The organism is Bosea sp. BIWAKO-01 (genome assembly GCF_001748145.1).
Taxonomy (GTDB): domain Bacteria; phylum Pseudomonadota; class Alphaproteobacteria; order Rhizobiales; family Beijerinckiaceae; genus Allobosea.
In genome coordinates this window covers 686,780-709,376 of sequence record NZ_BCQA01000001.1, presented here as the reverse complement: position 1 = coordinate 709,376, position 22,597 = coordinate 686,780, and the positions used below count along the sequence as shown (strand labels likewise).

19 protein-coding genes and 1 pseudogene are annotated in these 22,597 nt (G+C 65.6%); 6 read left to right on the top strand and 14 right to left on the bottom strand.

The genetic code is table 11. From position 1 onward, the window contains the following. Positions 1 to 103 precede the first annotated feature (103 nt). Together BIWAKO_RS03245 and BIWAKO_RS03240 are read left to right on the top strand one after the other, a co-directional pair. Complete coding sequence (locus BIWAKO_RS03245; protein ID WP_069877320.1) at positions 104 to 1,237, top strand: MlaD family protein; 1,134 nt, start codon at positions 104 to 106, stop codon at positions 1,235 to 1,237. A gap of 4 nt (positions 1,238 to 1,241) precedes the next feature. Beyond that, complete coding sequence (locus BIWAKO_RS03240) at positions 1,242 to 1,844, top strand: ABC-type transport auxiliary lipoprotein family protein (protein ID WP_371331764.1); 603 nt, start codon at positions 1,242 to 1,244, stop codon at positions 1,842 to 1,844. 196 nt (positions 1,845 to 2,040) lie between these two features. On the opposite strand, the gene BIWAKO_RS03235 is transcribed toward BIWAKO_RS03240, so the two are convergent. Next, the gene (locus BIWAKO_RS03235; protein ID WP_069877319.1) at positions 2,041 to 8,400 is read right to left on the bottom strand and encodes an apolipoprotein A-IV repeat region-like domain-containing protein; all 6,360 of its coding nucleotides are present in this window, start codon (positions 8,398 to 8,400) and stop codon (positions 2,041 to 2,043) included. 267 nt (positions 8,401 to 8,667) lie between these two features. Here BIWAKO_RS03235 and BIWAKO_RS03230 point away from each other — a divergent pair, with 267 nt between their 5' ends. Together BIWAKO_RS03230 and BIWAKO_RS03225 are read left to right on the top strand one after the other, a co-directional pair. Then, positions 8,668 to 9,006 (top strand): Hpt domain-containing protein, encoded by a 339-nt coding sequence (locus BIWAKO_RS03230; protein WP_069877318.1) that lies wholly within the window; start codon positions 8,668 to 8,670, stop codon positions 9,004 to 9,006. Between the two features lie 84 nt (positions 9,007 to 9,090). Continuing rightward, positions 9,091 to 9,411, top strand: coding sequence for a 2Fe-2S iron-sulfur cluster-binding protein (locus BIWAKO_RS03225; protein WP_069882120.1), 321 nt, complete (start codon positions 9,091 to 9,093; stop codon positions 9,409 to 9,411). Between the two features lie 21 nt (positions 9,412 to 9,432). Here the strand turns inward: BIWAKO_RS03225 and BIWAKO_RS03220 are convergent, their stop codons facing one another. After that, a complete protein-coding gene (locus tag BIWAKO_RS03220; RefSeq protein WP_069877317.1) occupies positions 9,433 to 10,671 on the bottom strand; it encodes an MFS transporter in 1,239 nt (412 codons plus the stop codon). Between the two features lie 205 nt (positions 10,672 to 10,876). Here BIWAKO_RS03220 and BIWAKO_RS03215 point away from each other — a divergent pair, with 205 nt between their 5' ends. After that, entirely contained in the window at positions 10,877 to 11,305 is a 429-nt protein-coding gene (locus BIWAKO_RS03215; protein ID WP_069877316.1) for a universal stress protein, read from the top strand. 20 nt (positions 11,306 to 11,325) lie between these two features. Here the strand turns inward: BIWAKO_RS03215 and BIWAKO_RS03210 are convergent, their stop codons facing one another. The 3 genes and pseudogenes from BIWAKO_RS03210 to BIWAKO_RS03200 all read right to left on the bottom strand — a co-directional run. Beyond that, a complete protein-coding gene (locus BIWAKO_RS03210; protein ID WP_141739966.1) occupies positions 11,326 to 11,922 on the bottom strand; it encodes a hypothetical protein in 597 nt (198 codons plus the stop codon). A 32-nt stretch (positions 11,923 to 11,954) separates the two neighbouring features. After that, complete coding sequence (locus BIWAKO_RS03205) at positions 11,955 to 13,130, bottom strand: vWA domain-containing protein (protein WP_069877314.1); 1,176 nt, start codon at positions 13,128 to 13,130, stop codon at positions 11,955 to 11,957. 80 nt (positions 13,131 to 13,210) lie between these two features. After that, a pseudogene (locus BIWAKO_RS03200) lies at positions 13,211 to 13,495 on the bottom strand (HU family DNA-binding protein); the annotation flags it as partial. A gap of 277 nt (positions 13,496 to 13,772) precedes the next feature. On the opposite strand from BIWAKO_RS03200, the gene BIWAKO_RS03195 reads away from it, so the two are divergent. Beyond that, complete coding sequence (locus BIWAKO_RS03195; protein WP_069877313.1) at positions 13,773 to 15,014, top strand: flavin-dependent oxidoreductase; 1,242 nt, start codon at positions 13,773 to 13,775, stop codon at positions 15,012 to 15,014. Between the two features lie 8 nt (positions 15,015 to 15,022). Here the strand turns inward: BIWAKO_RS03195 and BIWAKO_RS03190 are convergent, their stop codons facing one another. The 9 genes from BIWAKO_RS03190 to BIWAKO_RS03150 form a co-directional block, all read right to left on the bottom strand. Next, positions 15,023 to 15,391 (bottom strand): PilZ domain-containing protein, encoded by a 369-nt coding sequence (locus BIWAKO_RS03190; RefSeq protein ID WP_069877312.1) that lies wholly within the window; start codon positions 15,389 to 15,391, stop codon positions 15,023 to 15,025. Positions 15,392 to 15,613: 222 nt separating this feature from the next. Then, entirely contained in the window at positions 15,614 to 15,886 is a 273-nt protein-coding gene (locus tag BIWAKO_RS03185) for a hypothetical protein (RefSeq protein ID WP_141739965.1), read from the bottom strand. A gap of 169 nt (positions 15,887 to 16,055) precedes the next feature. Next, a complete protein-coding gene (locus BIWAKO_RS03180; protein ID WP_069877310.1) occupies positions 16,056 to 16,514 on the bottom strand; it encodes a cupin domain-containing protein in 459 nt (152 codons plus the stop codon). Between the two features lie 14 nt (positions 16,515 to 16,528). Next, complete coding sequence (locus tag BIWAKO_RS03175; RefSeq protein ID WP_069877309.1) at positions 16,529 to 17,227, bottom strand: ABC transporter ATP-binding protein; 699 nt, start codon at positions 17,225 to 17,227, stop codon at positions 16,529 to 16,531. Between the two features lie 2 nt (positions 17,228 to 17,229). Continuing rightward, positions 17,230 to 17,979 carry an ABC transporter ATP-binding protein gene (locus tag BIWAKO_RS03170; protein ID WP_069877308.1) on the bottom strand — a complete coding sequence of 250 codons (750 nt, stop codon included), beginning with the start codon at positions 17,977 to 17,979 and terminating at the stop codon, positions 17,230 to 17,232. After that, on the bottom strand, positions 17,972 to 18,967 hold the full coding sequence (locus BIWAKO_RS03165; RefSeq protein ID WP_069877307.1) for a branched-chain amino acid ABC transporter permease: 996 nt from the start codon (positions 18,965 to 18,967) through the stop codon (positions 17,972 to 17,974). Before BIWAKO_RS03165 ends, BIWAKO_RS03170 begins: the two co-directional genes overlap by 8 nt. Then, positions 18,964 to 19,890: a branched-chain amino acid ABC transporter permease gene (locus tag BIWAKO_RS03160; protein ID WP_069882119.1), complete on the bottom strand. Its 927-nt coding sequence runs from the start codon at positions 19,888 to 19,890 to the stop codon at positions 18,964 to 18,966. Before BIWAKO_RS03160 ends, BIWAKO_RS03165 begins: the two co-directional genes overlap by 4 nt. A 236-nt stretch (positions 19,891 to 20,126) precedes the next feature. Continuing rightward, positions 20,127 to 21,296: an ABC transporter substrate-binding protein gene (locus BIWAKO_RS03155; protein WP_069877306.1), complete on the bottom strand. Its 1,170-nt coding sequence runs from the start codon at positions 21,294 to 21,296 to the stop codon at positions 20,127 to 20,129. Positions 21,297 to 21,514: 218 nt separating this feature from the next. Next, positions 21,515 to 22,594, bottom strand: coding sequence for a BMP family ABC transporter substrate-binding protein (locus BIWAKO_RS03150; RefSeq protein ID WP_069877305.1), 1,080 nt, complete (start codon positions 22,592 to 22,594; stop codon positions 21,515 to 21,517). Positions 22,595 to 22,597 lie beyond the last annotated feature (3 nt).

Genomic DNA, 22,597 nt, shown 5'->3' with positions numbered 1-22,597 from the left:
CGCGACCGAGGCTGCGAAACCCGGCCTCGATTGATGCGTTGGAGGAGAATGTTGCCCGAAAGCTGCTTCGCCCCTTGCAGAAACCTGCTCTAACGTTGCGCCAATGGAATCGCGCGCGAACTACGCACTGGTCGGTCTCTTCACGCTTGCGGTCCTCGCGGCGATGTTCGGCTTCGTCTATTGGTTCAACAGCGGCCTGGCCGGCCGCCGGCAGGATGTCCGTATCGTCTTCAGCGGCACCGTCACCGGGCTGGGGCGCGGTTCCAGCGTGCTTTTCAACGGCCTTCGCGTTGGCGAGGTCACCCGCATCGAGCTGCTGCCGGACGATCCTCGCCGGATTTACGCCGTCGTTCAGGTCGACAACACCACGCCGCTCAGGATCGACACCCGGGCCCGGATCGAGGCTCAGGGGCTCGCGGGCGTCGTCGCCGTGCAGTTGCTGGGCGGGGACCCGGATTCCCCCGTGCTCAAGCCCCAGCCTGGCCAGAGCCTGCCGACGATCATTGCCGAACGGTCCGAGTTCCAGGACATTCTGGAGACGGTGCGCACGATCGCCAAGCGGGCCGACGACGTGCTCGGCGGCATCGAGGGGCTCGTCAAGGACAATGCCGGCTCGATCAGCAACACGGTCAGGAATGTCGAGAAATTCTCCGCCGCGCTCGGCAACAATTCCGACGGCGTCGACAAGCTGATGAGCAGCTTCGGCCAGATCGCCGATACCATTTCCCCGCTCTCGCAGAAGCTCGGCAGCCTGAGTGATGAGTTGAGCGATGTCGTGAAGTCCGTCGACCAGCGCAAGGTCGCAAACATCGTCGCCAATGTCGACAAGTTCACCGCCGCGCTGGGCGACAACAGCCAGGATGTCGGCAAGGTGGTAAAGGATGTCGCCTCGATCAGCGAAAAGCTCAACAAGGCGGCGGATCAGGTCGAGGGCGTGCTCAAGGCTGCGCAGAGCTTCCTGAATTCCGGGGACGGGCAGGGGGCGTTGGCCGAGGTCGGCAACGCTGCGCGATCGATCCGCACCCTTGCCGAGAACCTCGACAAGCGCACCGCCGAGATCACGACCGGGATCAACCGCTTTACCGGGCCGGGCTTGCGCGACATCGAGAACCTGGCAGCCGAGGGCCGTCGGACGCTGACGGATTTCAACCGGACGCTGCGCAATATCGAGCGCAATCCGCAGCAGTTCATCTTCGGCGGCCGCCCGCCGCTTCCCCAGTATAGCGGATCGCGCTAGTCAGATGCCGATGTCGTCCCGCCTTGCGCCAGAACCTGGCTTCACGCCAATCGTTGCTCTCGTCCTGGCCGTCGCGCTCACGCTGAGCGGCTGCAGCGGCGGCGCGACCCCCACCACCTACGACCTCTCTGCGCCTCGCGATTTCGGCCGGATCGAAGGGGCGCGCGCTGCCCTCGTCGTCAACGAGCCGACGACGGTCCAGACCCTCGATTCCGATCGCATGATTGTCCGGGACTCTGCCGGCGCTCTGTCGTTTCTCGGCGGCACGCAATGGGCCGACCGGGTTCCAAAGCTGGTGCAGATACGGTTGATCCAGACTTTCGAGAACGGCAGCCGCATCGCGTCGGTTTCGCGGCCGGGCGAACGGATCGTTCCCGATTTCCAGCTCAACACGGATATCCGCAGCTTCAATATTGATTCTGCGACGAACTCCGCCGTCGTCGAGATCACCGCGAAGCTGGTCGGGGACCGGTCAGGCCACATCCAGCGCGCCAAACTGTTCTCGGCCAAGGTGCCCGTCGGTGCCGTCGACGGCGCCGCTGCCGCCCATGCGCTCGACCAGGCGCTGTCGAAGGTCCTGATCGATATCGTCCGCTGGGCTGCTTAGATCACGGCGTTTGGACGAAATCGCGCACACACAGCGTGATCGACTCTCACAGTTGAGAGCATGCTCAATGCGAAAAACCGTTGCCACTTTTCCGCGACGTGCTCTAGGCGAAAGCGGCATCGAGCTCGCAAGGCTTCCATGAAAACGGCCGCCCGATTGGGCGGCCGCTTTGCATTCCGGGGTGGTGGAGGGGCGCTTACTCGAAGCGCCCGCTCGCATGGGCCAGCATGGTGTAGACCTTGCCGGTCTCGGAGGTGAGGTAGGTCTTCGCCACCATCGAGTCACGGTCGTCCTTGGCCGCCTCGCCGAGCAGGCGCTCGAACTCGTCGATGTAACGGTCGACCGTCTCCTTGAACTCCGCATCGCGGCGGTACTTCCGCCGGATCTCGTCGAAGGTCTGCTGACCCTGCAGGGTGTAGAGCCGGCGCGTGAAGACGTTGCGCTCGCCGCGCTTGTAGCGGTCCCAGAGCTCGACGGCCGCATCGTGGTCGATCATCCGGGCGATATCGACCGAGAGCGAATCGAGCTTCTCGATCGAGTGAGCAGTCGGCTTGCTCGGCTCCGCCTGCCGGTCCTCACGCGAGGCGCGGTTCAGCAAATCGGACAGCCAGCCGGACTTGGCAGGGGGCTGTTCCGGTGTGGCCTGACGGCGCGAAGCGTCCGGAGCGGGCGTCGGGCGAGCCGCAGCTGCCTTCGCATCGGCGCGCGGTTCCGGCTTGGCGGCCTCGGCGGTCGCATCGATCGAGGGCCGCAGCGGTTCGGCCAAGGTCGTTACGCGTGCCTGCGTGACGGAGGCGGAATAGGCCGGGGCTGCCGGCATGACCGCAGCCGGACGGCGAGCCGGGGCTTCGGCAGGGCCGGCATTGCGGCCGGCGCGCGTTGCTATTTCGGTCAGCTCGTTGAGCGCCTTGATCTGCTCGGCAACCACACGGCGCATCTCCGCCGTCGATTCCTGCGTCTCCTTCGGCAGGTCGAGGACGCCGCGCTTCAGTTCGGAGCGGGTCGCCTCGAGCTCGCGCTGGATCTCGCTGGAGATCTTGCGCATGTCCTCCGCAGCACCCTGGAAGCGTTCGGTGACCTTGGACAGTTCGCTGCCGAGTTCTCCGCTGACCTGCTCATAGGCTGAGCGCAGAGCGTGCGCAGTGCGTTCGCGCTCCTTGCCCGTGGTGGCACGGATCATCTCGAACTGCTGCATGATCGCGCCGGTCGTGGCCTCGGCGGAGTCTGTCAGCACACCGCCGATCTGGCGGGCGCGTGCTTCGGCGCTGCTCAGCGACTCGTCGATCAAGGCCGCGAAGGAGCGCGTGATCGTTTCGATATCGTCGGTCTTTCCCGAGATCAGGCCATGCACTTCCTCGAGCGTGTCCTTGCGATCGGCAAGAGCCTTGCCGACACGCGCCTCGACCTGCTCGAGCCGCGAGGCAACGGCGTGCAGCGCAGCCGTGCTTGCCTGGGTAACCTCGGAGAGCGAGGTGCCCTGGCCGTCGAGCTGGCCGACAAGCGCAGCGGTCTGGCGCAAGGTGCCTTCCGAGAAGGCCTTGAGCTCCTCGACCTGGGCCGCGACCTGTTCCGTCGCCCCCTTGGTCTCGTCCATGACGGTGGCGAGCACTGCCTGCAGGTCGCTGACGCGTTCCGACAGACCGGCCTCGATCGCGCCGAGGTTCTTGTTCGCGCCGTTGACGATCTGCTGCATCAGCTTGTTGGCTTCGCCCAGGCGGCCAAGCATGCCGCCGAGCTCGCCGCGAAGCTGCTCGTTGGTGCTGACCAGGGCTTCGACCGACTGGCGCGTTCCGACCTCGAGCGTGTCGCGCAGCCCCGCTGACGAGGTGTCGAGCGCGGCCGTGATCTCGGTGCCGCGTTCGCGCAGACCGGCGAGGATCGAAGAGCCGCGGCTCTCGATGGCGCTGACCACGGTTTCGCCGACCGACGCGACCTCGTTGGCGATTGCCTCGCCGCGCAGGCCGAGCGCCGCAACCATGCCGCCGCCCTTGTCGTCGAACAGGGCACGCAGTTCGTCGGCGCGGGCCCCGAGCGAGACCGAGATCTCCTCGGACTTGTTGTGCAGCGTATCGGCGATCTGCTGGCCGCGCGTGTCGAGCGTCCCGGACACGGAGTCGAGACGGTTGACCACACGCTCCTCGAAGCGCGCGACGCTCTGGTCGAGCGTATCGGCGATCTGCAACGCCCGCCCGCCAAGGGTGGCGTTGATGGTATCGGCCTTCTCGCTGAGCGTACGCGTGAGCGACTCGCTCTTCGAGGTGACGACATCCCCGATCTCGTCTGCCTTTGCCGCCAGGGCTCGGGTGACCTCCCGGCCGCCCTCGGCAAGCACGCGGGCGATGTCGACCGTGCGTTCGACCAGCGCCTCGTTGAGCGCGGTTGCCCGCGAACCGAGATTACCGTCGATGCGGGCAATGAGCCCGTCGAGGGAGGTGGCGATCTCGGCGCTCTTGGCGCCGGAGCGCTCCTCGAACACCTTGATCTGCTCTTCCATGGCCGTCGCCGCTTCCTGCGTGCGGGCGGCGAGGATATCGGCTGCCTCTGCCGCACGGGTGCCGATACGATCGGCCAGGGCCTGGCCGTCGTTGCTCAGCAGGCGCTCGGCCTCGTTCAGGCGCGCCGCCACGGAATCGGTGAATTCGCGCGTGTCGGTGCTGAGCTTGGCTGCGAGCGCTCCGCCCTGACGGACCACGATGTCTTCGAAGGCGTCGAGGCGGATGCCAAGCGCGGCTTCGACGTCGCGACCCTGCGTGTCGAACAGGCTCGTGAATGCGGCAAGGCGTTCGCGAAGGCCGCTCTCGATGTCGCGGCCCTGCGTGTCGAACAGCTGGGTGAAGGCAGCGAGGCGCTCGTCGAGGCCGCTCGCGATGCCGTGGCCCTGCGTGTCGAACAGCTGAGCGAAGGCGGCGAGGCGTTCGTCGAGGCTGCTCGCGACGCCGTGACCATGGCTGTCGAACAGCTGGGTAAAGGCGGCGAGGCGTTCGTCGAGGCTGCTCGCGATACCGCGACCATGGCCGTCGAACAGCTGGGTGAAGGCGGCGAGGCGTTCGTCGAGACCGCTGGCAATGCCGTGCCCTTTGGTATCGAACAGCTGGTTGAAGGCGGCGAGGCGCTCGTCGAGGCCGCTGGCGATGCCGTGTCCCCTGGTGTCGAACAGCTGGTTGAAGGCGGCGAGGCGCTGGTCGAGGCCACTCGCGATACCGTGGCCCTTGCTGTCGAACAGCTGGTTGAACGCTTCGAGGCGTTCGTCGAGGCCATTCGCGATGCCGTGACCCTGTGTGTCGAACAGATGGGTGAAGGCAGCGAGGCGCTCGTTGAGGCCCGTCTCGATGCCACGGCCCTGCGTGTCGAACAGCTGGGTGAAGGCAGCGAGTCGTTCGTTGAGGCTGGTCTCGATGCCACGACCCTGCGTTTCAAACAGCTGGGTGAAGGCGACGAGGCGCTCGCTGAGGTTGCTCTCGATGCCGCGGCCCTGCGAGTCGAACAGATGCGTGAGCGCGGCGAGGCGCTCGTTGAGGCCGTGCTCGATGACGCGCCCCTGCGAGTCGAAGAGCTGGGACAGGGAGACAAGCCGCTCGTTGAGCGTGGCCTCGATACCCCGACCCTGGGTCTCGAACAGCTCGGAGAAGGCAGCAAGGCGCGCCGCCAGGGTGCCATCGATCTGGCGGCCCTGCGCATCGAAGAGCTGGTTCAGCGCGTCGTGGCGGCTTGCCAGCGTCTCGTTCAGCGCCTGGGCACGGTTCTCGACCGAGCGCAGCATCGACTCGGCATTGGCGGCCAGGGCCTCGTTGACGCGGCCGCCCTGCTGGGTCAGCGCCAGCACGATTTCCCTGCCGGTGTCGGCAAGAAGCGTGCGCGCGTCTTCTGCGTGCACGGTGAAGGTGGCGCGCAACCCCTGTGTCGCTTCGCTGACAGTTTCGGCGACATGACGACCATCGACATTGATGGTCTCGGTGAGGCTGCGAGTGGCGTCGGTCATGCGCCGCGCCAGATCCTCGCTCTGCTCGCCGAGCAGGGTGTGAACCTCGCGGCCGGTGCTGACGAGATCGCGGATCATCGTCTCGCGCTGCTCGCCGAGCAGGGCGCCGACCTCCTGGCTGGTTTCGCCGAGGCGGGCGATGAAGCCGGCCTGCTGCTGCTCCAGCGCGGAGCGGGCGCTCTCGACGCTTTCCGTCACGCGGGTCGCAAGCGCATCGCCTTGTTCGCCGAGCTTGAGGTGGAGGTTCTCGCCGGTCTCGGCAAGCTGGGTGATCAGTGCGCCACCGCGTTCGGCGAGCAGGTTGTGCACGGAGCGGCCGACATCGGCGACCCGCGTGACCAGTGCCTGGCTCTGGCCGCTGAGCAGATCCTGCATATCGAGGCCGGCCTGCGAGACCTTCACCGTCATGCCGCCGGTCTGCTCTTCGAGCAGGGCGCTGACCTTGGTGCCGGTCTCGGACAGGCTGGTGATGAGAGAGCTGCGCTGGTCGCTGATCAGGCTCTGGACTTCCTGCCCGGCAAGGCCGAGGCGCGCGACCAGGTTGTCGCCTTCCTGACCGATCAGGTTCTGGACATCCTTGCCGCTGCGGCCGAGGCGGGCGACGAGCGCATCGCCCTGCTCGTTCAGGAGCTTGTGCACGTCCTCGCCGGTCTGGCCGAGGCGGGCGGCCAGCGTCTCGCCATGGCGGTCGAGCAGGGTTTCGACATCCTTCCCGGCGCCGGAAACGCGGCTGGAGAGCTTCTCGGCCTGCTGATCAAGCAGGGTATGCACGATCTCGCCGGTCTCGGAGAGACGGGTCACGAGGCTGCCGCCCTGTTCGGTGAAGAGCCCATGCAGGCTGGTGCCGACATCGGTGATCCGGGTCGTCAGTTCGTCGCCCTGGCGGCCGACAGTATCCCCCAGCGATTTGCTCGCCTCGTCGAAGCGCAGCACGATGGCGTCGCCGCGTTCGCGCAGCACGTCCTCGACGGTGCGGGCCGTCTCGTTGAGGCGGCTGACAAGCGTCTCGCCCTGGCTGTCGATCAGCCCGTGCACGTTATTGCCGACTTCAAGCAGGCGCGAAGCCATGCTTTCATGCTGCCGGCTGAGCAGGCTGTGGACGCCGCGGCCAACCTCGGCGAGGCGCGTGGTGACGCTTTCGCCTTCGCTCGAAAGCGAACTGCGCAGGGTCTCTCCGGTCTCCGCGAGACGCTGGGTCAGGGTCTCGCTCTGGCCCTCGATCAGGCCAACCAGCGTGCGGCCGCTTTGCTCGAAGCGCTCGGCCACGGTGGTGCCCCGCTCCGAGATCTCCTGGGCCAGGCCTTCGCCCGTCCGCCTCAGGGTCTCGTTGACGGTCTCGACCCGCGCTGCCAGCGTCTCGACGACCTGCGAGCCGGTCTCGCTGATCGCCTTGGTGACGTCGCGGGCGCCCGAGGTCAGGCCCTCTGTCAGGACCTGGCCGGTACGCTCCAGCGAGGAGGCAATTTCCTGAGCGCGACCGTCGAGCATCGTCGACAGGTTGTCGCTGGCGCCGGACAGCCGCTCGCTGACCTCGCCTGAAGTGATCTGCAGGCGTTCGACCAGTTCGTGGCCGCGGCCGCTGATCTCGTCGATCATGCGTTCGCCGGCGCGGCCGAGCGCGATCGTGATCTGGTCGCCCTTCTCGCCGAGCGAGCCGGTGACGCGGTCGCCGGCCTGAGAGACGGCTTCGGCAATGTTGCGGCTGGCGCTTTCCAGGTCCTTGGAGAGGGACTCATGTGCGCCACTGATCGCGAATTTCACGCGCTCGGCATTGCCCACGACGGATTCCCGCTGCGTGACGAGCTCGTCGATCAGCGCGCGCAGCCGAATTTCGTTATCCGCATAGGCGCGCTCGAGCGTGGCGATCTCGCCGCGCACGATCGTCTCCAGTTCGCCGGCGCGTGCGACGGCGCGCTCGATGCCGTCGCCCATCGCGGCGACTTCGCGACGGATGGTCTGGCTCAACGAGAGAACGGAATCGGCGCCGACCACTTCCGGCTCGGCCAGGCGCAACGCGACCTCCGTCATCGCACGCGAGACGAGGCGCATCTCCTGGGTGCGGCGGTACAGTGCTGCGAGCACGAAGAAGAAGACGATGGGGGTGCCGATCGCCAATGCGAGCATGGCCCATTCGCCAGGGCCGAAGCCGGCGAGGCCTTCCGGCACGCCGCCGCTGAACGAGCCGAAGCGGCCGACCAGCACGAAGGCGACGCCGGCAAGCCAGAGCAGAGAGGCAAAGGCCGCGAACCAGGAGGGGCGGCGCGAGGGGCGGACCGAGAAGGCCTGGACGAGGGAACTGGAATCGCGGCGGTCGTCATTGGCGACGCGGCTGGTATCGGGCGCGATCGCCGGGCGCGGGGCCGCAGCCTGCGGTGCGGGGGCGGGTTCCGGCGGCCTCGGAGCGGGCTCGACGCGAGGCAGGTCGAGCTTGAGATCGCCTTCAGTGGCCGAAGGCAGCTTCGGTTCGGATGAGTGGGGCTCCCCACCGAGGGGCTTCGACTGGTCGAGCCGCAGGGCCTCCTCGATCGCGGACATTGCCGCTTCTGTCGGGTCCTGGAGCTTGTTCTGTCGGGTCATGATTGCCGCCTCGCAACGCTACTTCGATGGGTCGACATCGCCGCGACCCTCGCGCTGCCGGGCGCCGCCTCTGGCATCCGACATCAGGAGGGACAATGCGCCCATCATTTACCAGTTGGAAGGGTAGTGGAGGCTCTATGCGATTGGAACCCATTTGAGGCCCCGATTCACAAACGTCGTTAACGCCTCGTTCACCATGTTGGCGCTTGTTTGAGCATGGGAGCCGCCAGGTCGGCTCGTACAAAATGCGTGTTTCCGAGTGCTCCAATGCCCCAAAAAGCCATTGATCTTGCTCACCTCGCCCGCCAGACCGGCGGCGATCACGACCTCGAGCGCGAGCTGCTCACGCTCTTCGCGCAGCAATGTATCAGCCATCTGCGGACCATCCACTCCGGCAGCGACATCAAGGCCAGGATGGACGCGGCGCATACCCTGAAGGGAGCGGCCAGCGCGATCGGAGCCTGGTCGGTTGCCGAAGCCGCCGATGCCATGGAACGCCAACTGGCTAGCGATGATCCGGCGGGCAGGGACAATGCGATGGATGCACTGGCCCTTGCCGCGGCCGAGGCACGCGCTGCGATTTCCACGATCGATTGCGCCGCCTGAGGGGCGGTCAGGCGGACAACGCTCTTTCCACAATGCCTGGAAATGCTCTAAGCGGTGCCGGCGTTGGCCCCGCCGGAGTTTATGATGCCGAAGATCACTTTCATCGATGCCCAGGGAGAAAGCCGTACCGTTGAGGCCGAGACCGGCTCGACGGTCATGGAAACGGCCGTGCGCAACGGGATTCCCGGCATTGAAGCCGAATGTGGCGGTGCCTGCGCCTGCGCGACCTGCCACGTCTATGTCGACGATGCCTGGGCCGAGAAGACCGGCCATGCCGAGTCCATGGAAGAGGATATGCTCGACTTCGCGTTCGACGTGCGCCCGACCTCGCGGCTCTCCTGCCAGATCCGGGTTCGCGACGAACTCGACGGTCTCGTCGTGCGCACGCCGGCCCGCCAGGGCTGAGCAGGCGGGCGGAGGGCGGGCCTACTCGGCCGCAGCCGGTACTGCCGATGCCAGCATCGTCTCGCGCCCGGGTACGGGATGGCGCGGGACCAGGAAGGCCAGCGTCAGCGAGACGGTGGCGACCGCCGCGCCGATGTAGAAGACGATCGCGGGGTCGCGGATCCAGAGCAGTCCGAAGGTCACGGGCAGGAAGACTGCGGCGATGTGGTTGATCGTGAAGGCCACCGCCGAGGTCGGTGCGATATCGGCCGGGTCCGCGATCTTCTGGAAATAGGTCCTTTGCGCCAGGACGAGCGTGAAGAAGACCCCGTCGACGATGAAGAGCGCGCCCGCGACGAACACGCCCCAGCCGGCGAAATGCCCGTGGCTTGCCAGCGCATAGCCGACGAAGACGGCGATCAGCGAGATGTTTTCGAGCTGGATCGTCGCACGTTCCCCGACACGCCCGACGAGATGGCCGAGCATCGGCCCCACGAAGGTGTTGATGCCGTAGGTCGCAAGCAGAAGCGTAGCCGTCGCTGCGACATCGTAGCCGAAACGCTCGACCAGCAGGAAGCCGCCAAAGGCCATGAAGATCTGCCGGCGCGCGCCCGACATGAAGGTCAGCGCATAATAGAGCCAGTAGCGCTTGCGCAGGACGAAGCCCTTGTTCTGCGGCACCGAACCCTGGAAGCGTGGAAACAGCAGCCAGGCGGCGGCGGTCAAGCTGATCGTGAGCAGGCCCGCTACCACAAAGACGATGGTGTAGCCTGGCTGGAACAGCCGCCAGATCAGCGCGATCGAGCCGAAGGCAAGCAGCTGTGCGGCGGCCGACGCGCCCGCGATCTTGCCGAGGAGCCTTGGAGCTTCCGCCTTGGGCAGCAATTGCAGTTGCAGGGATTGCTGCGCGGTCTCGTAGTAGTGGAAGCCGAGCGACATGATCGTGGTGGTGATCAGGAGCCCGCCAAGACTGGGATAGAAGCCGGTGATCGCAACCCCGAAGCCGAGCGTGAGCAGGCTGAGATAGGCGAGGATCTGCTCGCGCATGAACCAGAACAGGATGATCGCCGTGAAGGCGAGAAAGCCTGGAATCTCGCGGACCGATTGCAGGATGCCGATATCCTGCCCGGTGAAGCCGGCCGCTTCCTTGGCGAAATTGTTGAGCAGCGCACTCCAGCTTGCAAAGCCGAGCCAGTTGACGAAGGCCAGCACCATCAGGAAGGCGGCAGGCGAGTGCAGCAGCCCGCGTGGGGGGCGTGAGGCGAGCTGGGCGTCGGTCATCGGATTACCGGACAGGAGGAGCGGCCATCGGCGCCGCCACGGACTTCACAAGACTGCTTCCGTGCGGCGATACTCTTAGGCGAGGCCCGGGCTGCGTCAATTCCGCTCTATCATGGCGACCATGCGGAACACTGCGCGGGCCTGGATGTGGTATCATAGGGCGGCAGCTGCGGAATCTGGCGATGCCGAAAATCGGGGGGATGCGATGTACAGATCGATTCTGGTTCCCGTGGATCTTGCCGAGGTCGACTTCGCGGCGCTCGCCATCAACGCGGCGGTGTCCTTCGCCGAAGCGTCAGGCGGAACCATAAGGCTGGTCTATGTCCGGTCGCTCGTGCCGATCACCTACATGGAGTTCGTGCCGGCTGATTTCGACACCGAACAACAGAGCGAGGCGGAGGCCAAGCTCGCCGATATCGCGGCCGGCATTCCGTTGCCGCCGGATCGTGTCTCCGCAAAGGTGCTGGTCGGTTCGATCCATGGAGAGGTGCTGGCGGAGGCTGATGCGAGCGGCGCCGATCTGATCGTGATCGGCTCGCACGAACCCGGCATGCTCGCTTATGTCATCGGCTCCAATGCATCGGCCATCGTGCGCCGCGCGAAGTGCTCGGTGCTGGTCGTGCGCAGCGGCTGAGGCGGCCGGAACGCGGCCTGTCAGCCCGCCGAGGCGCGCGGCACCAGGTCGTCCGGTACTTCGCCCGTCTGCAGCTCGCGGGGGCGGTTGAGCTTGACCATCGGCCCGACCTGCCAGAGCGAGGCGAGGGCAAGCAGGATACCCAGCCATCCCGCCGAGCTGGAGCCCTGCAGGAACGCGCGCAGCGTGAACATGATCAACATGAGCATGGCCAGGCCGCTGACCACGGTCAGCAGCAGCCAGTTCCAGTTCGGCTTGCCGGCGAGGAAACGGACGCGTGGATTGGCCCCGACGATTGCGGCCGACAGCGCTTCGACAAAGGCACGATAACCGACATCGTCGCGCTCCATGTCGGTCAGCGAGCGCCAGGACAGGTTGCCGAAGGTGATGCTCTTGCCGTCGCTCAGTCTGAGCTGCGTCTTGAAGCCCTTCGAGGAGATATTGCTCGGCGCATAGACGAAGCGCACTTGCTCGACCGCCGAGAGCCTGACCTGATCGACCTTGCGCGTGCTGTCGATCTCGAGCGTATCACCCTTCAGGCGATACGTGATTTCGAAGCCGACCGGCTTGGGACGCTGGCGCCAGGACGGCGGGAGCACATCATCGTCTTCTTGCATGGCCGCAGCCATAGCGGCTCGCCGGGGACTTGTCAGCGGGCCAATACCTTCATGGCGCCGTCGAGCCCGTCCAGCGTGAGGGGAAACATGCGCCCGCCCATCAATCCGCCGATCTGGCGGATCGACTGGGTATAGCTCCAGAGGTGCTGCTGGACCGGGTTGAGCCAGACCGATTTCGGGAAATGACCGGTCAGGCGCTGCATCCAGACCTCGCCCGCTTCCTCGTTCCAGTGTTCGACCGAGCCCCCGGGCATCGCAACCTCATAGGGACTCATCGAGGCGTCGCCGACGAAGACGATGCGATAGTCGGCCGAATAGGTTCGCAGGATGTCCCATGTCGGGATGATCTGATCGTGCCGGCGCCTGTTCTCGCGCCAGACCCGTTCGTAGGGGCAGTTGTGAAAGTAGAAGTGCTCGAAATGCTTGAACTCGGCCCGCGCCGCCGAGAACAGCTCCTCGGCCAGTTCGACATGCCAGTCCATCGAGCCGCCCACATCGAGGAAGAGCAGCACCTTGACCGCGTTGCGGCGCTCGGGCCGCAACTGCACGTCGAGATAGCCGTGCTTGGCCGTTTCCGAGATGGTGTTGTCGAGGTCGAGTTCTTCGGCTGCTCCCGTACGGGCAAAGCGGCGCAAACGCCTCAAGGCGACGCGCAAGTTGCGCACGCCGAGTTCGCGCGTGTCATCGAAATCCTTGAATTCGCGCTTGTCCCAGACCTTGATCGCCCGGAAGTTGCGGTTGCTGTCCTGGCCGATGCGGACGCCCTCGGGATTATAGCCATAGGCGCCATAGGGCGAGGTGCCTGCCGTGCCGATCCATTTCGAACCGCCCTGATGCCGGCCCTGCTGCTCGGCGAGCCGCTGCTTCAACGTCTCCCAGAGCTTGTCCCAGCCCATCGCCGCGATCTCGCGCTTTTCTTCGTCGGTCAGGAATTTCTCGGCGAGCTTGCGCAGCCATTCCTCGGGAATGCCGGCCTGATCGATTGCCTGCTGCAAGGTCTCCATGCCCTTGAACACCTGGGCGAAGACCTGATCGAATTTGTCGAGATGGCGCTCGTCTTTCACCAGGCAGGTGCGAGCGAGGTAATAGAATTCGTCGACGCGGTGCTCGGCGAGATCGGCTTCCACGCCTTCGAGCAAGGCCAGATACTCCCGCAGCGTGACGGGAACCTTGGCGGCGCGCAGATCGGTGAACAGGCGGAGAAACATCGCCCCACTGTGCGGAAGGCCGCGGCGGGGTCAAGCAGCACCGGCCCGAAGGCCAGGTGCTGCTTTAAAATATGATCGGCTTACGCCACCGCGTCGGCAAGGTCCTTGGTGACCTTGAACTTGACGACGGTCTTGGCGGGAACCTTGATCATGGCGCCGGTCGAGGGGTTGCGGGCCTCGCGGGCTTCGCGCTTGGCTGCCGACAGCTTGCCGACGCCGCCGAGCGTAACATCGTCGCCGGACTTCAGCGTCTTGGCGACGACGGCTGCGAGCGAGCCGAGGATGGCGGACACGTCGGTCTTGGTCTTGCCGGTTTCGTCGGCAATGGCGGCGATCAGTTCGTTCTTGGTCATGAAACTCTCCTGAAGAACGGTGTTGCTTAGTCGTCGCTGGGGAGGACGCTAATTCCTGCTGCCGTCGCGAATCGCGCGACGACTGCATGTCCGCCCTGTGCGAAACTGCCACTTGGCACGGTTGACGTCCAAAAACACGGCATTGGGGCTAGATACGCACAGCAATTCGCTTCGTTCCCGCCTCTGGAGTGCAAAAAATCAGCGGGGCGGCCACCAGGACAGGGGTGATTGACAAATCTCACCCTGTTATTTCAAGTTTAAAATAATGAATACTGATGCGGGGGGACGCATGAAGGTTGTTATCGTCGGAGGCGGAATCGGCGGCCTGACGCTTGCATTGATGCTGCATGCACGTGGCATCGCCGCCACCGTCTACGAGCAGTCGAGTGATATCCGCGAGGTCGGCGTCGGCATCAACACCTTGCCGCATGCGATCGGCGAACTGGCCGAGCTCGGCTTGCTGCCGGCGCTTGATGCCGTCGCGATCCGAACGCGCGAACTCATCTACATGAATCGCTTTGGCCAGACCGTCTGGCGCGAGCCGCGTGGCCTCCATGCGGGGGCGCCGGTGCCGCAGTTCTCGATCCACCGCGGCCGCCTGCAGGGGGTGATCTGCGCGGCTGTGCGCGAGCGCCTGGGGCAGGACGCTCTGCGGACCGGGCGCCGCCTGCAGGGTTTCGTTCAGGACGAGGGCGGGGTGACAGCCCATTTCACCGATGCGCGGCGCGGCGAGGCCGGCGAGACGGCGCGTGCCGACGTGCTGATCGCGGCCGATGGCATCCACTCCAGCGTGCGCGGACATTATTTCCCGAACCAGGGGGCGCCGCGCTGGAATGGCGTGCAGATGTGGCGCGGGGCTTGTGACTGGCCGGCCTTCCTCGACGGCGAGAGCATGATCATCGCCGGCGGCATGGCGGGAAAACTGGTGCTCTATCCGATCGCTACGGGCAGCAAGCCCGGTACCCGGCTGACCAACTGGGTCGTCAATATCCGGACGGGGGATCCGGCGAAGCCGCCTCCGAAGGAGGCCTGGTCGAAGCCGGGCAGGCTTGAAGATGTGCTGCCCTATGCCCGCCGCTTCTCGATTCCCGGCGTCGACATCCTTGCGCTGATCCAGGCCTCGCCCGGATTCTGGGATTACCCGATGTGCGACCGCGATCCGCTGCCGCGCTGGACCCATGGCCGCGTCACGCTGCTCGGCGATGCCGCTCATCCGATGTACCCGGTCGGCTCGAACGGGGCCTCTCAGGCGATCCTCGATGCGCGCGCGCTTGCCGATGCGCTGGTCCGCAGCGAGCATCCGCGCCAGGCGCTGGCGGCCTATGAGGCGGTACGACTGCCCGCAACGGCGCAGATCGTGGCCCTGAATCGGGTTGGTGGCCCCGAACGTGTGATCGATGCTGTCGAGGCGCTCGCGCCGAATGGCTTCGACGATGTCGAACGGGTCATGAGTTACGCCCGGCGCGAGGCCATCGTGAAATCCTATGCCGGCAAGGCCGGCTTTGCGCCGGAGCAACTGACCCGGCGCTGAGGGGGCGATCAGCCGGCTTCGGTCAGTTGCTGAATGCGCGCCTTCAGCTGCGCATTGCTCTGCTCGCATTGCTTCAAGCGCCGGGCGTGGTCGAGAGGCACGATTTCGGCGGTTGAGGAGGCAGGTCGCCCGTCGAGGGCGACCCCGACGCGCTCGCCATCGCGCCACCGAAAGCGTGCGCCGTAGACGCGTCGCTTATGCTCGATCTCAAGCTCGAATGCTGCCGGCAACGCGACGGTATCGGAGATGAGCACCATGGCGCCAACGTCCGAAAGGTTGCGCACCACGCAGTCGAGCGTGGATTGGCGGTTATTGAAAACAATGCGTGCGCCCAGCAAGGTGCGCTGTCGTGGTACCTCACGGCGCTCGGTCGTCATGATGCCGCCCCCTCCAAACCTCCGCCGCATGCATTTTGCCTGCCGCTACGTCAGATGGACGATTGCCACTTTAGCGCGAGTCGTACAGCCTTAACCTTGCATTAACCCTAATGGCCGTTCAGCAGATTCCGCTCGGCGCGACGCGGCACTCGTCGGCCGCCCAGCATGTTGCATGTCGGATCGTGGCGGATGCTCAAACGCAGAGGGCAGGGGCCGCGAAAATCAGTCGTCGTCATCGTCGTCTTCGCGATAGCGGCGATATCCCCGGTCGCGCGGATAGTCGTCATCATCGTCAAACCGTCGGCGCCCGAACCGATAGTCCTCGCCATAGGGGCCAAGCCGTACGCGCGGGCGGCTGCTCGGATAGCAGCCGCGATCGTCGCAGGCGCTTTCGGTGTAGACGCCGCTGCGCGGATTGATGCAGCGGAATTCATTGCAGCGCATCTGGGCCTGGGTGAGCGGCAGGCCCGTTTCGCCAAGCGCCGGGAGCGGCATCGCTGCCGCGTTGCCCGCTGCGAACGCAGCGAGCAAGCCAAGGGAAAGCGTCGCCTTCCTACATGTTTCATCCTCCATCATTGCGCGGCAGACTAGCGCCGGCAGATGAACGCAGGATGCACGGGCTTGGGTTCCGCCGGGGGGCGGTTTCTCCCTCGCCGCGGGGGTGTCACGCCCCGTCTGGGGGCGGCGGCAGGAAGTCGATCTCGTATTTGGCAGCGAGCGCGACGACCTCCGCGGGGTTCTGCTCCGGCATCGAATGGATCGCCCAGAACAGGTCGTAGAGCCGGCCCGTGGGGGCGACCCAGAACAGGCACTTGGCCGGGCTGTCGCTCTTGTTGAAGATGCCGTGCGGAACGTTGCGCGGCAGGCGGATCAGGTCGCCCGGCAAGGCGTGCGCTTCCTCTCCGTCGAGAACGAGATCAAGCCGGCCTTCGAGCAGATAGATGAACTCGTCCTGCGTCGGGTGGACATGCGGCGGCACGAAGGTCCCGGGCGGGAAGGTCGCATGCCAGGAGAAACTGTCTTCGCTCAGCGTCTTGGGGACATAGGTCTGGCCGAGAATATTCCATGAGATGGCATCGATGCCCTGATTGGCCCTCGTCACGCCGGCTGTCAGTGGCTTCATCGGTCTCTCCTTCTCTAAAGATGCAGGAAGCGATCTTTCACAGCGCTGTCGCTGCGCAAGTCGTCGCTCGATCCGCGCCAGACGACGCGGCCCTTTTCCAGGACGATATGCCGGTCGGCGATCCTGGCCAGCGCATCGACATTCTTGTCGATGACCAGGATCGATTCGCCATTGGCCTTCAGCGCGGCAAGGCAGGACCAGATCTCTTGCCGGATGATCGGCGCCAGCCCTTCTGTCGCCTCGTCGAGAATGACCAGTTTCGGGTTGGTCATCAGGGCCCGGCCGATGGCCAGCATCTGCTGTTCCCCGCCGGAAAGCTGATTGCCGCGATTGGTCCGCCTCTCCTTGAGGCGCGGCAGGAACGTGTAGATGCGCTCGACATCCCAGCGCGGCTTGCCGAAGCGGCTCGCTGCCGTGGCGATCAGGTTTTCTTCCACGCTGAGCGTCGGAAAGATCTGGCGGCCCTCCGGGACCAGCCCGATTCCGGCCTGTGCGATCCGGAAGGGTGGGGCGCCGGTCAGGTCGCGGCCGGAGACGCTGATGCGGCCGGCCTTTGCCGGAATCAGGCCCATGATGGCGCGGATCGTCGTGGTCTTGCCCATGCCGTTGCGGCCGAGCAAGGTCACCACCTCGCCCTCGGCGATCGCGAGATCGACGCCGAACAGGATCTGCGCCTCGCCATAGCCGGCATCCAGAGCTTCGACGACGAGCATGCCTAGCCCTCCTCGCCGAGATAGGCTTCGCGCACGGCCGGGTCGGCACGGACGGCGGCCGGTTCGCCGGAGGCGATGACGCGGCCATAGACCAGCACGCTGACCCTGTCCGCGAGCGCGAACACGGCCTCCATGTCGTGTTCGACCAGCAGCATGGCATAGCGCCCCTTGAGGCTCTTCAGCAGCGCGATCAGGCGCGCGCCTTCCTCGTGCCCGACACCGGCCAACGGCTCGTCGAGCAGAATCGCGGCGGGCTCGAGGGTCAGTGCCATCGCAATCTCGAGCGCGCGTTTCTCGCCATGCGAGAGCCGCCCGGCCGGCACATGCGCGCGCTCGCCGAGACCGACCGCTTCGATCGCCGCCCAGGCCGGACCGTTCAGGCGCTCGTCGCGGGCGGCGTTGCGGAACAGCGCCAGCGGATGCGTCGCCCGTGCCTGCACGCTGAGAGCCACATTTTCCAGCACCGAGAGCGAAGCGATGGTCGAGGTGATCTGGAAGGTGCGCGCGAGCCCGGCGCGCGCGCGCTTCTCGGGCGATAGTCCGGTGATGTCGGCGCCGCGAAAGCGAATACTGCCGGCATCCGGGCGCAACATGCCCGAGATCTGGTGCACGAGCGTGGTCTTGCCGGCGCCGTTCGGGCCGATCAGGGCATGCAGTTCGCCGGGAGCGACGGAGAAGCTGACGCCATCGGTCACCTTCAGCGCACCGAAGGACTTGCGAACGCCATCGAGGGCGAGGACGGGCTCAGCCATCGCTGCGTCCCCGGATACTTGCGAGGATGCCGACGATGCCGCCGCGTGTGAACAGCACGAAGAGAACGATGAGTGGCCCGAAGATCGCCTTCCAGTGTTCGGTGATCCCTGCGAGCACATCCTCGGCGAAGAGAAAGGCGAGCGCGCCGATGATCGCGCCATGCAGAGAGCCGACACCACCGAGCACGACCATGAAGATCAGTTCGCCCGAGCGCTGCCAGGACATGAAGGCGGGACTGACGAATTCCGTCTGGTTGGCGAGAAAGAAGCCGGACAGGCCCGCGATCATCCCGCTGATGACATAGGCAATGAGGCGCACGCGCCCGACATCATAGCCGGTCACGGTTACGCGTGTCGCGTTCTCCCGCGCCGCGCGCAGCACGCGGCCGAAGCGGGAAGCGACGATGATGCGAACCAGCCCGTAGCAGCCGATCAGTGCGCCCAGCACGATGTAGAAGAAGCCGGTCCGGCTTGCCGCGATGTCGAAGCCGGCGACCGTGCTGCGGGCATAGAGCGTCAGGCCATCGTCGCCGCCATAGGCCGACAGCGCCTGCGCCAGGAAGAATACCATTTGTCCGAAGGCCAGCGTGATCATGATGAAGGCGACGCCGCGCGTGCGCAGCGAGACTGCGCCCGTGACCGCCGCGAAAATGGCGCAGACGACGAGGAGCACGGGCAGGATCAGCAGGGTCTCGGTGCGGCCCTCGGTGATCATGATGCCGGTCACATAGGCGCCGATGCCAATGAAGGCGGCATGCCCGAAGGAGACCAGCCCGCCGACACCCAGGATGAGGTCGAGCGACAGGGCCGCGATCGCGAAGATCATCGCCCGTGTCAGCAACGACAGCCAATGCGGGGGGACGCCGAGAGAGACGGCGACCGGGGCGAGCGCGAGCGCTGCGAAGAGCACCAGCGCCAGGACGGGGCGCGATCTTGGCCGGGCTGGGATGGACCCGGCTGCGCACGCGATGGTGGGCGCCGCGCTCATGTCCGGCCCTTGGCGGGCAACAGGCCTTCGGGGCGCACGAACAGGACGATGGCCATCACCAGATAGATCAGCATCGAGGAGAGAGCGGCTCCGGTCGCACGGGCCGAGGGGGCGCTCATGAACAGGCGCAGCAGGTCGTTCATGAAGGAGCGCCCGAGGGTGTCCACCAGTCCGACGATCAGTGCGCCGACGAAGGCGCCGCGGATCGAACCGATGCCGCCGACGACGATGACGACGAAGGCGAGGATGAGCACCGTGTCGCCCATGCCGGGCTCGACCGAGAGGATCGGTGCCGCCATCGCGCCGGCAAATCCGGCCAGCATGGTTCCGAAGGCGAAGACGACCATGAAGAGCTTGCGGATATCGACGCCGAGTGCCGAGACCATGGGCGCGTTCGAGGCGCCGGCCCGCAACAGCATACCGGTGCGGGTCCGCTCGACGATGAACCAGAGCAATCCGCCGACCGCGAGCCCGGCGCCGATCAAGGCGAAGCGGTAGGTCGGATAGAGAATGCCATCCATCAACCGCACGGAGCCCGAGAGAAATTCCGGGACCGGGACCGAGAGAGGGGCCGCACCCCAGACGATCTTGACCCCCTGGTTCAGGAGCAGGATGAGCCCGAAGGTCGCGAGAACCTGGTCGAGATGGTCGCGTTCATAGAGATGGCGGAAGACCAGGAATTCTAGGGCTAGCCCGATGACGAGCGCGGCCGCCAGCGCGAGGAGCAGCCCCAGCACGAAGCTCCCGGTCAACCCAACGAAAGTCACGGCGAGATAGGCCCCCAGCATGTACTGCACGCCATGGGCCAGGTTGATGAAATCCATGACGCCGAAGACCAGCGTCAGCCCCGCTGCCACCAGGAACAGCAGGATGCCGAGCTGCAACCCGTTCAGGATCTGGACGATGAGGAGACTGGTGGTCATCAGCTCGATATTGGTTGGCCGGCGCGGGACGCCCATGAGGGGGCGCAGCGAGCGCACGTCAGGCACGGGCGGCCCGTCCCCGGAAAGGGCAGGGGCGGCGAGGGTGAGGATGTCGCCAAGGGGAGCTGATGTCCTGCTCCGATGACAGGCGGGTGCTCTCCGGCACCCTGCCATCATCCAAGCTCATCTCTCCTCCCAGAGAGATGAAGGGACATGAGCTCCCCCGGGCAGTCTCCTCACTTCAGCGCGCAATCCTTCGCATGCGGGTCGGCATAGTCCGAGAACACCTTCTGGGCGATCTCGGTCTGGAACTTGCCGTCCGCGCGCTTGGCGACCTTGACCAGATAGAAGTCCTGGATCGGGTAGCCATTGCTGTTGAACTTGAAGTTGCCGCGCAGCGACTTGAAGTCGGCCTTCTTGATCGCGGCCCGCAGCTTGTCCTTGTCGGCCGTACCGCCGGCGCCCTTGACCGCCGAGTCGATCAACAGGGCGGCATCGTAAGCTTGCATGGCGTAGGAGCCGGGGACGATTTTGTAGGCAGCCTCGTAATCCGCGACGAACTTCTTGTTCTGCGGATTGTCCATGTTGGGTGCCCAGGTCATGCCGCCGAAGAGGCCGACCGCCGCGTCCTGCTGCGCGGGCAGGGTCGATTCATCGACCGTGAAGGCAGAGAGGAACGGGATCTTGCCCTGCAGGCCGGCCTGCGACCACTGCTTGACCAGGTTCACGCCGAGACCGCCCGGCATGAAGGCGAAGACGACGTCGGGCTTGGCCGAGGCGATCTTGGCGAGCTCGGCCGAGAAGTCGAGCTGGTTCAGCGGGACATAGACCTCGTCGACGACCTCGCCCTTGAAGTAGTTCTTGAACCCGGCGAGCGAGTCCTTACCCGCCTGGTAGTTCGGCGCCATGATGTAGGCGCGCTTGAAGCCCTGGTCCTGTGCATATTTGCCCAGCACTTCGTGTACCTGGTCGTTCTGGTACGAGGTCACGAAGAAGTTCTGGTGGCAGGCCTTGCCTGCGAGCGTCGAAGGGCCGGCATTCGGGCTGATCAGCACTGCGCCGGAGTCCAGGACCGGTTTGGCGATGGCGCCGAGAATGTTCGAGAAGACCGGGCCGACGACGAAATCGACCTTGCCGCCCTCGACGAAGCCGCGAACCTTGCCGACTGCGACATCGGGCTTGAGCTCGTCATCGATCACCGTGATCTGCACCGGCCGTCCGCCGAGCTTGCCGCCCATCTGGTCGACCGCGAGCTGGAAGCCGTCGCGCAATTGCTGGCCAAGTGCCGCCTGCGGGCCGGAGAGAACGCTGACGACGCCGATCTTGATCGGCTCCTGGGCCTGTGCGCCGGCAACTCCCAGCGCAACGAGCGCCGTGCCGATAGACAATGCGAGTTTGAGCTTCATGTCCGATGTCCTCCCGGGACCTGCAAGGAGCCTACTGGCCGGTGGAGATCCCCATCCCCTTCCGGCCTGTATGTTCCTCATTTTGTTTCAAGCTTAAAATATCTGCAAGAGGCTTTGATGCTGAATCGTTCGGGGTGTCATGCCGCCTCCGTCATTCCCGTCAGCCGAAGTCTCGATCCGGCTGCCGGGATGACGTCAGGATTGGTTGGCCAGCGCGATCAGGCCTGCACGCCGTCGACGTACCAGTCCATCTTCGACAGCATCTCGTCGGGAGCTGTCTCGCCGGCCTTGAGGCGCAGCACGCCCTTCTGGTCCTTGAGTTCGCCGGTGAAGGGGTGGAGCGTGCCGGCAACAATGCCCTTCTCGACTTCTTCCGCGCCTGCGCGTGCAGCCGGCGTCATCGCGGCATTGAACGGGGCGAGCTTGACGAAACCGTCCTTGATCCCGCCCCAGACGTCGCCCGACTTCCAGCTGCCGTCCATGACCTCCTTGACGCGCTTGATGTAGTAGCCCGACCAGTCGTCGACGATCGCCGTGAGATGCGCCTTGGGCGCGAAGGCGCTCATGTCGGAAGCCTGGCCGAAGGCGAAGACGCCGCGCTGCTCGGCCGCCTGCAGGGCGGCAGGGCTGTCGGTATGCTGGGTGATCACATCGGCGCCCTGGTCGATCAGCGCCTTGGCGGCGTCGGCTTCCTTGGCCGGATCGTACCAGGTCGAGGCCCAGATGACCTTGGTCTTGAAGTTCGGGTTGACTTTGCGGGCGGCGAGCGTGAAGGCGTTGATGCCCATCACGACCTCCGGAATCGGGAAGGAGGCGATGTAGCCGGCCTGGCCGCTCTTCGACATGTGGCCTGCGATCGTGCCGATCACGGCGCGGCCCTCATAGAAGCGGGCATTGTAGGTCGCGACGTTCTCGGCGCGCTGATAGCCGGTGGCGTGCTCGAATTTCAGCTTCGGGAACTGCTTTGCGACCTGGATGGTCGGGTTCATGAAGCCGAAGGAGGTCGCGAAGATCAGCTGGTTGCCGGCCTGTGCCAGCTGGCGCAGCGCGCGCGCCGCATCCGGCCCCTCGGCGACGTTCTCGATGAAGCTGGTCTTGATCTTGTCGCCATACTGCTTCTCGAGCGCCTTGCGGCCCTGATCATGCGTCCAGCTCCAGCCGTGATCGCCGATCGGACCGACATAGATGAAGCCGACACCCAGTGGCGCCTGCGCGAAGGCGTTGCGGCCGAGCAGGGGCAGGGCGGAAGCCGCGGCGCCGCCGGCAACGAGCGTGCGGCGGGTGATGATGGATGACATGGT

What these genes read in the sequence shown, in the direction of transcription:
- BIWAKO_RS03245 (WP_069877320.1), top strand. Translation starts at nt 104, where the DNA reads ATGGAATCGCGCGCGAACTACGCACTGGTCGGTCTCTTCACGCTTGCG.
- BIWAKO_RS03240 (WP_371331764.1), top strand. Translation starts at nt 1,242, where the DNA reads ATGCCGATGTCGTCCCGCCTTGCGCCAGAACCTGGCTTCACGCCAATC.
- BIWAKO_RS03235 (WP_069877319.1), bottom strand. Translation starts at nt 8,400, where the DNA reads ATGACCCGACAGAACAAGCTCCAGGACCCGACAGAAGCGGCAATGTCC.
- BIWAKO_RS03230 (WP_069877318.1), top strand. Translation starts at nt 8,668, where the DNA reads ATGCCCCAAAAAGCCATTGATCTTGCTCACCTCGCCCGCCAGACCGGC.
- BIWAKO_RS03225 (WP_069882120.1), top strand. Translation starts at nt 9,091, where the DNA reads ATGCCGAAGATCACTTTCATCGATGCCCAGGGAGAAAGCCGTACCGTT.
- BIWAKO_RS03220 (WP_069877317.1), bottom strand. Translation starts at nt 10,671, where the DNA reads ATGACCGACGCCCAGCTCGCCTCACGCCCCCCACGCGGGCTGCTGCAC.
- BIWAKO_RS03215 (WP_069877316.1), top strand. Translation starts at nt 10,877, where the DNA reads ATGTACAGATCGATTCTGGTTCCCGTGGATCTTGCCGAGGTCGACTTC.
- BIWAKO_RS03210 (WP_141739966.1), bottom strand. Translation starts at nt 11,922, where the DNA reads ATGCAAGAAGACGATGATGTGCTCCCGCCGTCCTGGCGCCAGCGTCCC.
- BIWAKO_RS03205 (WP_069877314.1), bottom strand. Translation starts at nt 13,130, where the DNA reads ATGTTTCTCCGCCTGTTCACCGATCTGCGCGCCGCCAAGGTTCCCGTC.
- BIWAKO_RS03195 (WP_069877313.1), top strand. Translation starts at nt 13,773, where the DNA reads ATGAAGGTTGTTATCGTCGGAGGCGGAATCGGCGGCCTGACGCTTGCA.
- BIWAKO_RS03190 (WP_069877312.1), bottom strand. Translation starts at nt 15,391, where the DNA reads ATGACGACCGAGCGCCGTGAGGTACCACGACAGCGCACCTTGCTGGGC.
- BIWAKO_RS03185 (WP_141739965.1), bottom strand. Translation starts at nt 15,886, where the DNA reads ATGCCGCTCCCGGCGCTTGGCGAAACGGGCCTGCCGCTCACCCAGGCC.
- BIWAKO_RS03180 (WP_069877310.1), bottom strand. Translation starts at nt 16,514, where the DNA reads ATGAAGCCACTGACAGCCGGCGTGACGAGGGCCAATCAGGGCATCGAT.
- BIWAKO_RS03175 (WP_069877309.1), bottom strand. Translation starts at nt 17,227, where the DNA reads ATGCTCGTCGTCGAAGCTCTGGATGCCGGCTATGGCGAGGCGCAGATC.
- BIWAKO_RS03170 (WP_069877308.1), bottom strand. Translation starts at nt 17,979, where the DNA reads ATGGCTGAGCCCGTCCTCGCCCTCGATGGCGTTCGCAAGTCCTTCGGT.
- BIWAKO_RS03165 (WP_069877307.1), bottom strand. Translation starts at nt 18,967, where the DNA reads ATGAGCGCGGCGCCCACCATCGCGTGCGCAGCCGGGTCCATCCCAGCC.
- BIWAKO_RS03160 (WP_069882119.1), bottom strand. Translation starts at nt 19,890, where the DNA reads ATGACCACCAGTCTCCTCATCGTCCAGATCCTGAACGGGTTGCAGCTC.
- BIWAKO_RS03155 (WP_069877306.1), bottom strand. Translation starts at nt 21,296, where the DNA reads ATGAAGCTCAAACTCGCATTGTCTATCGGCACGGCGCTCGTTGCGCTG.
- BIWAKO_RS03150 (WP_069877305.1), bottom strand. Translation starts at nt 22,594, where the DNA reads ATGTCATCCATCATCACCCGCCGCACGCTCGTTGCCGGCGGCGCCGCG.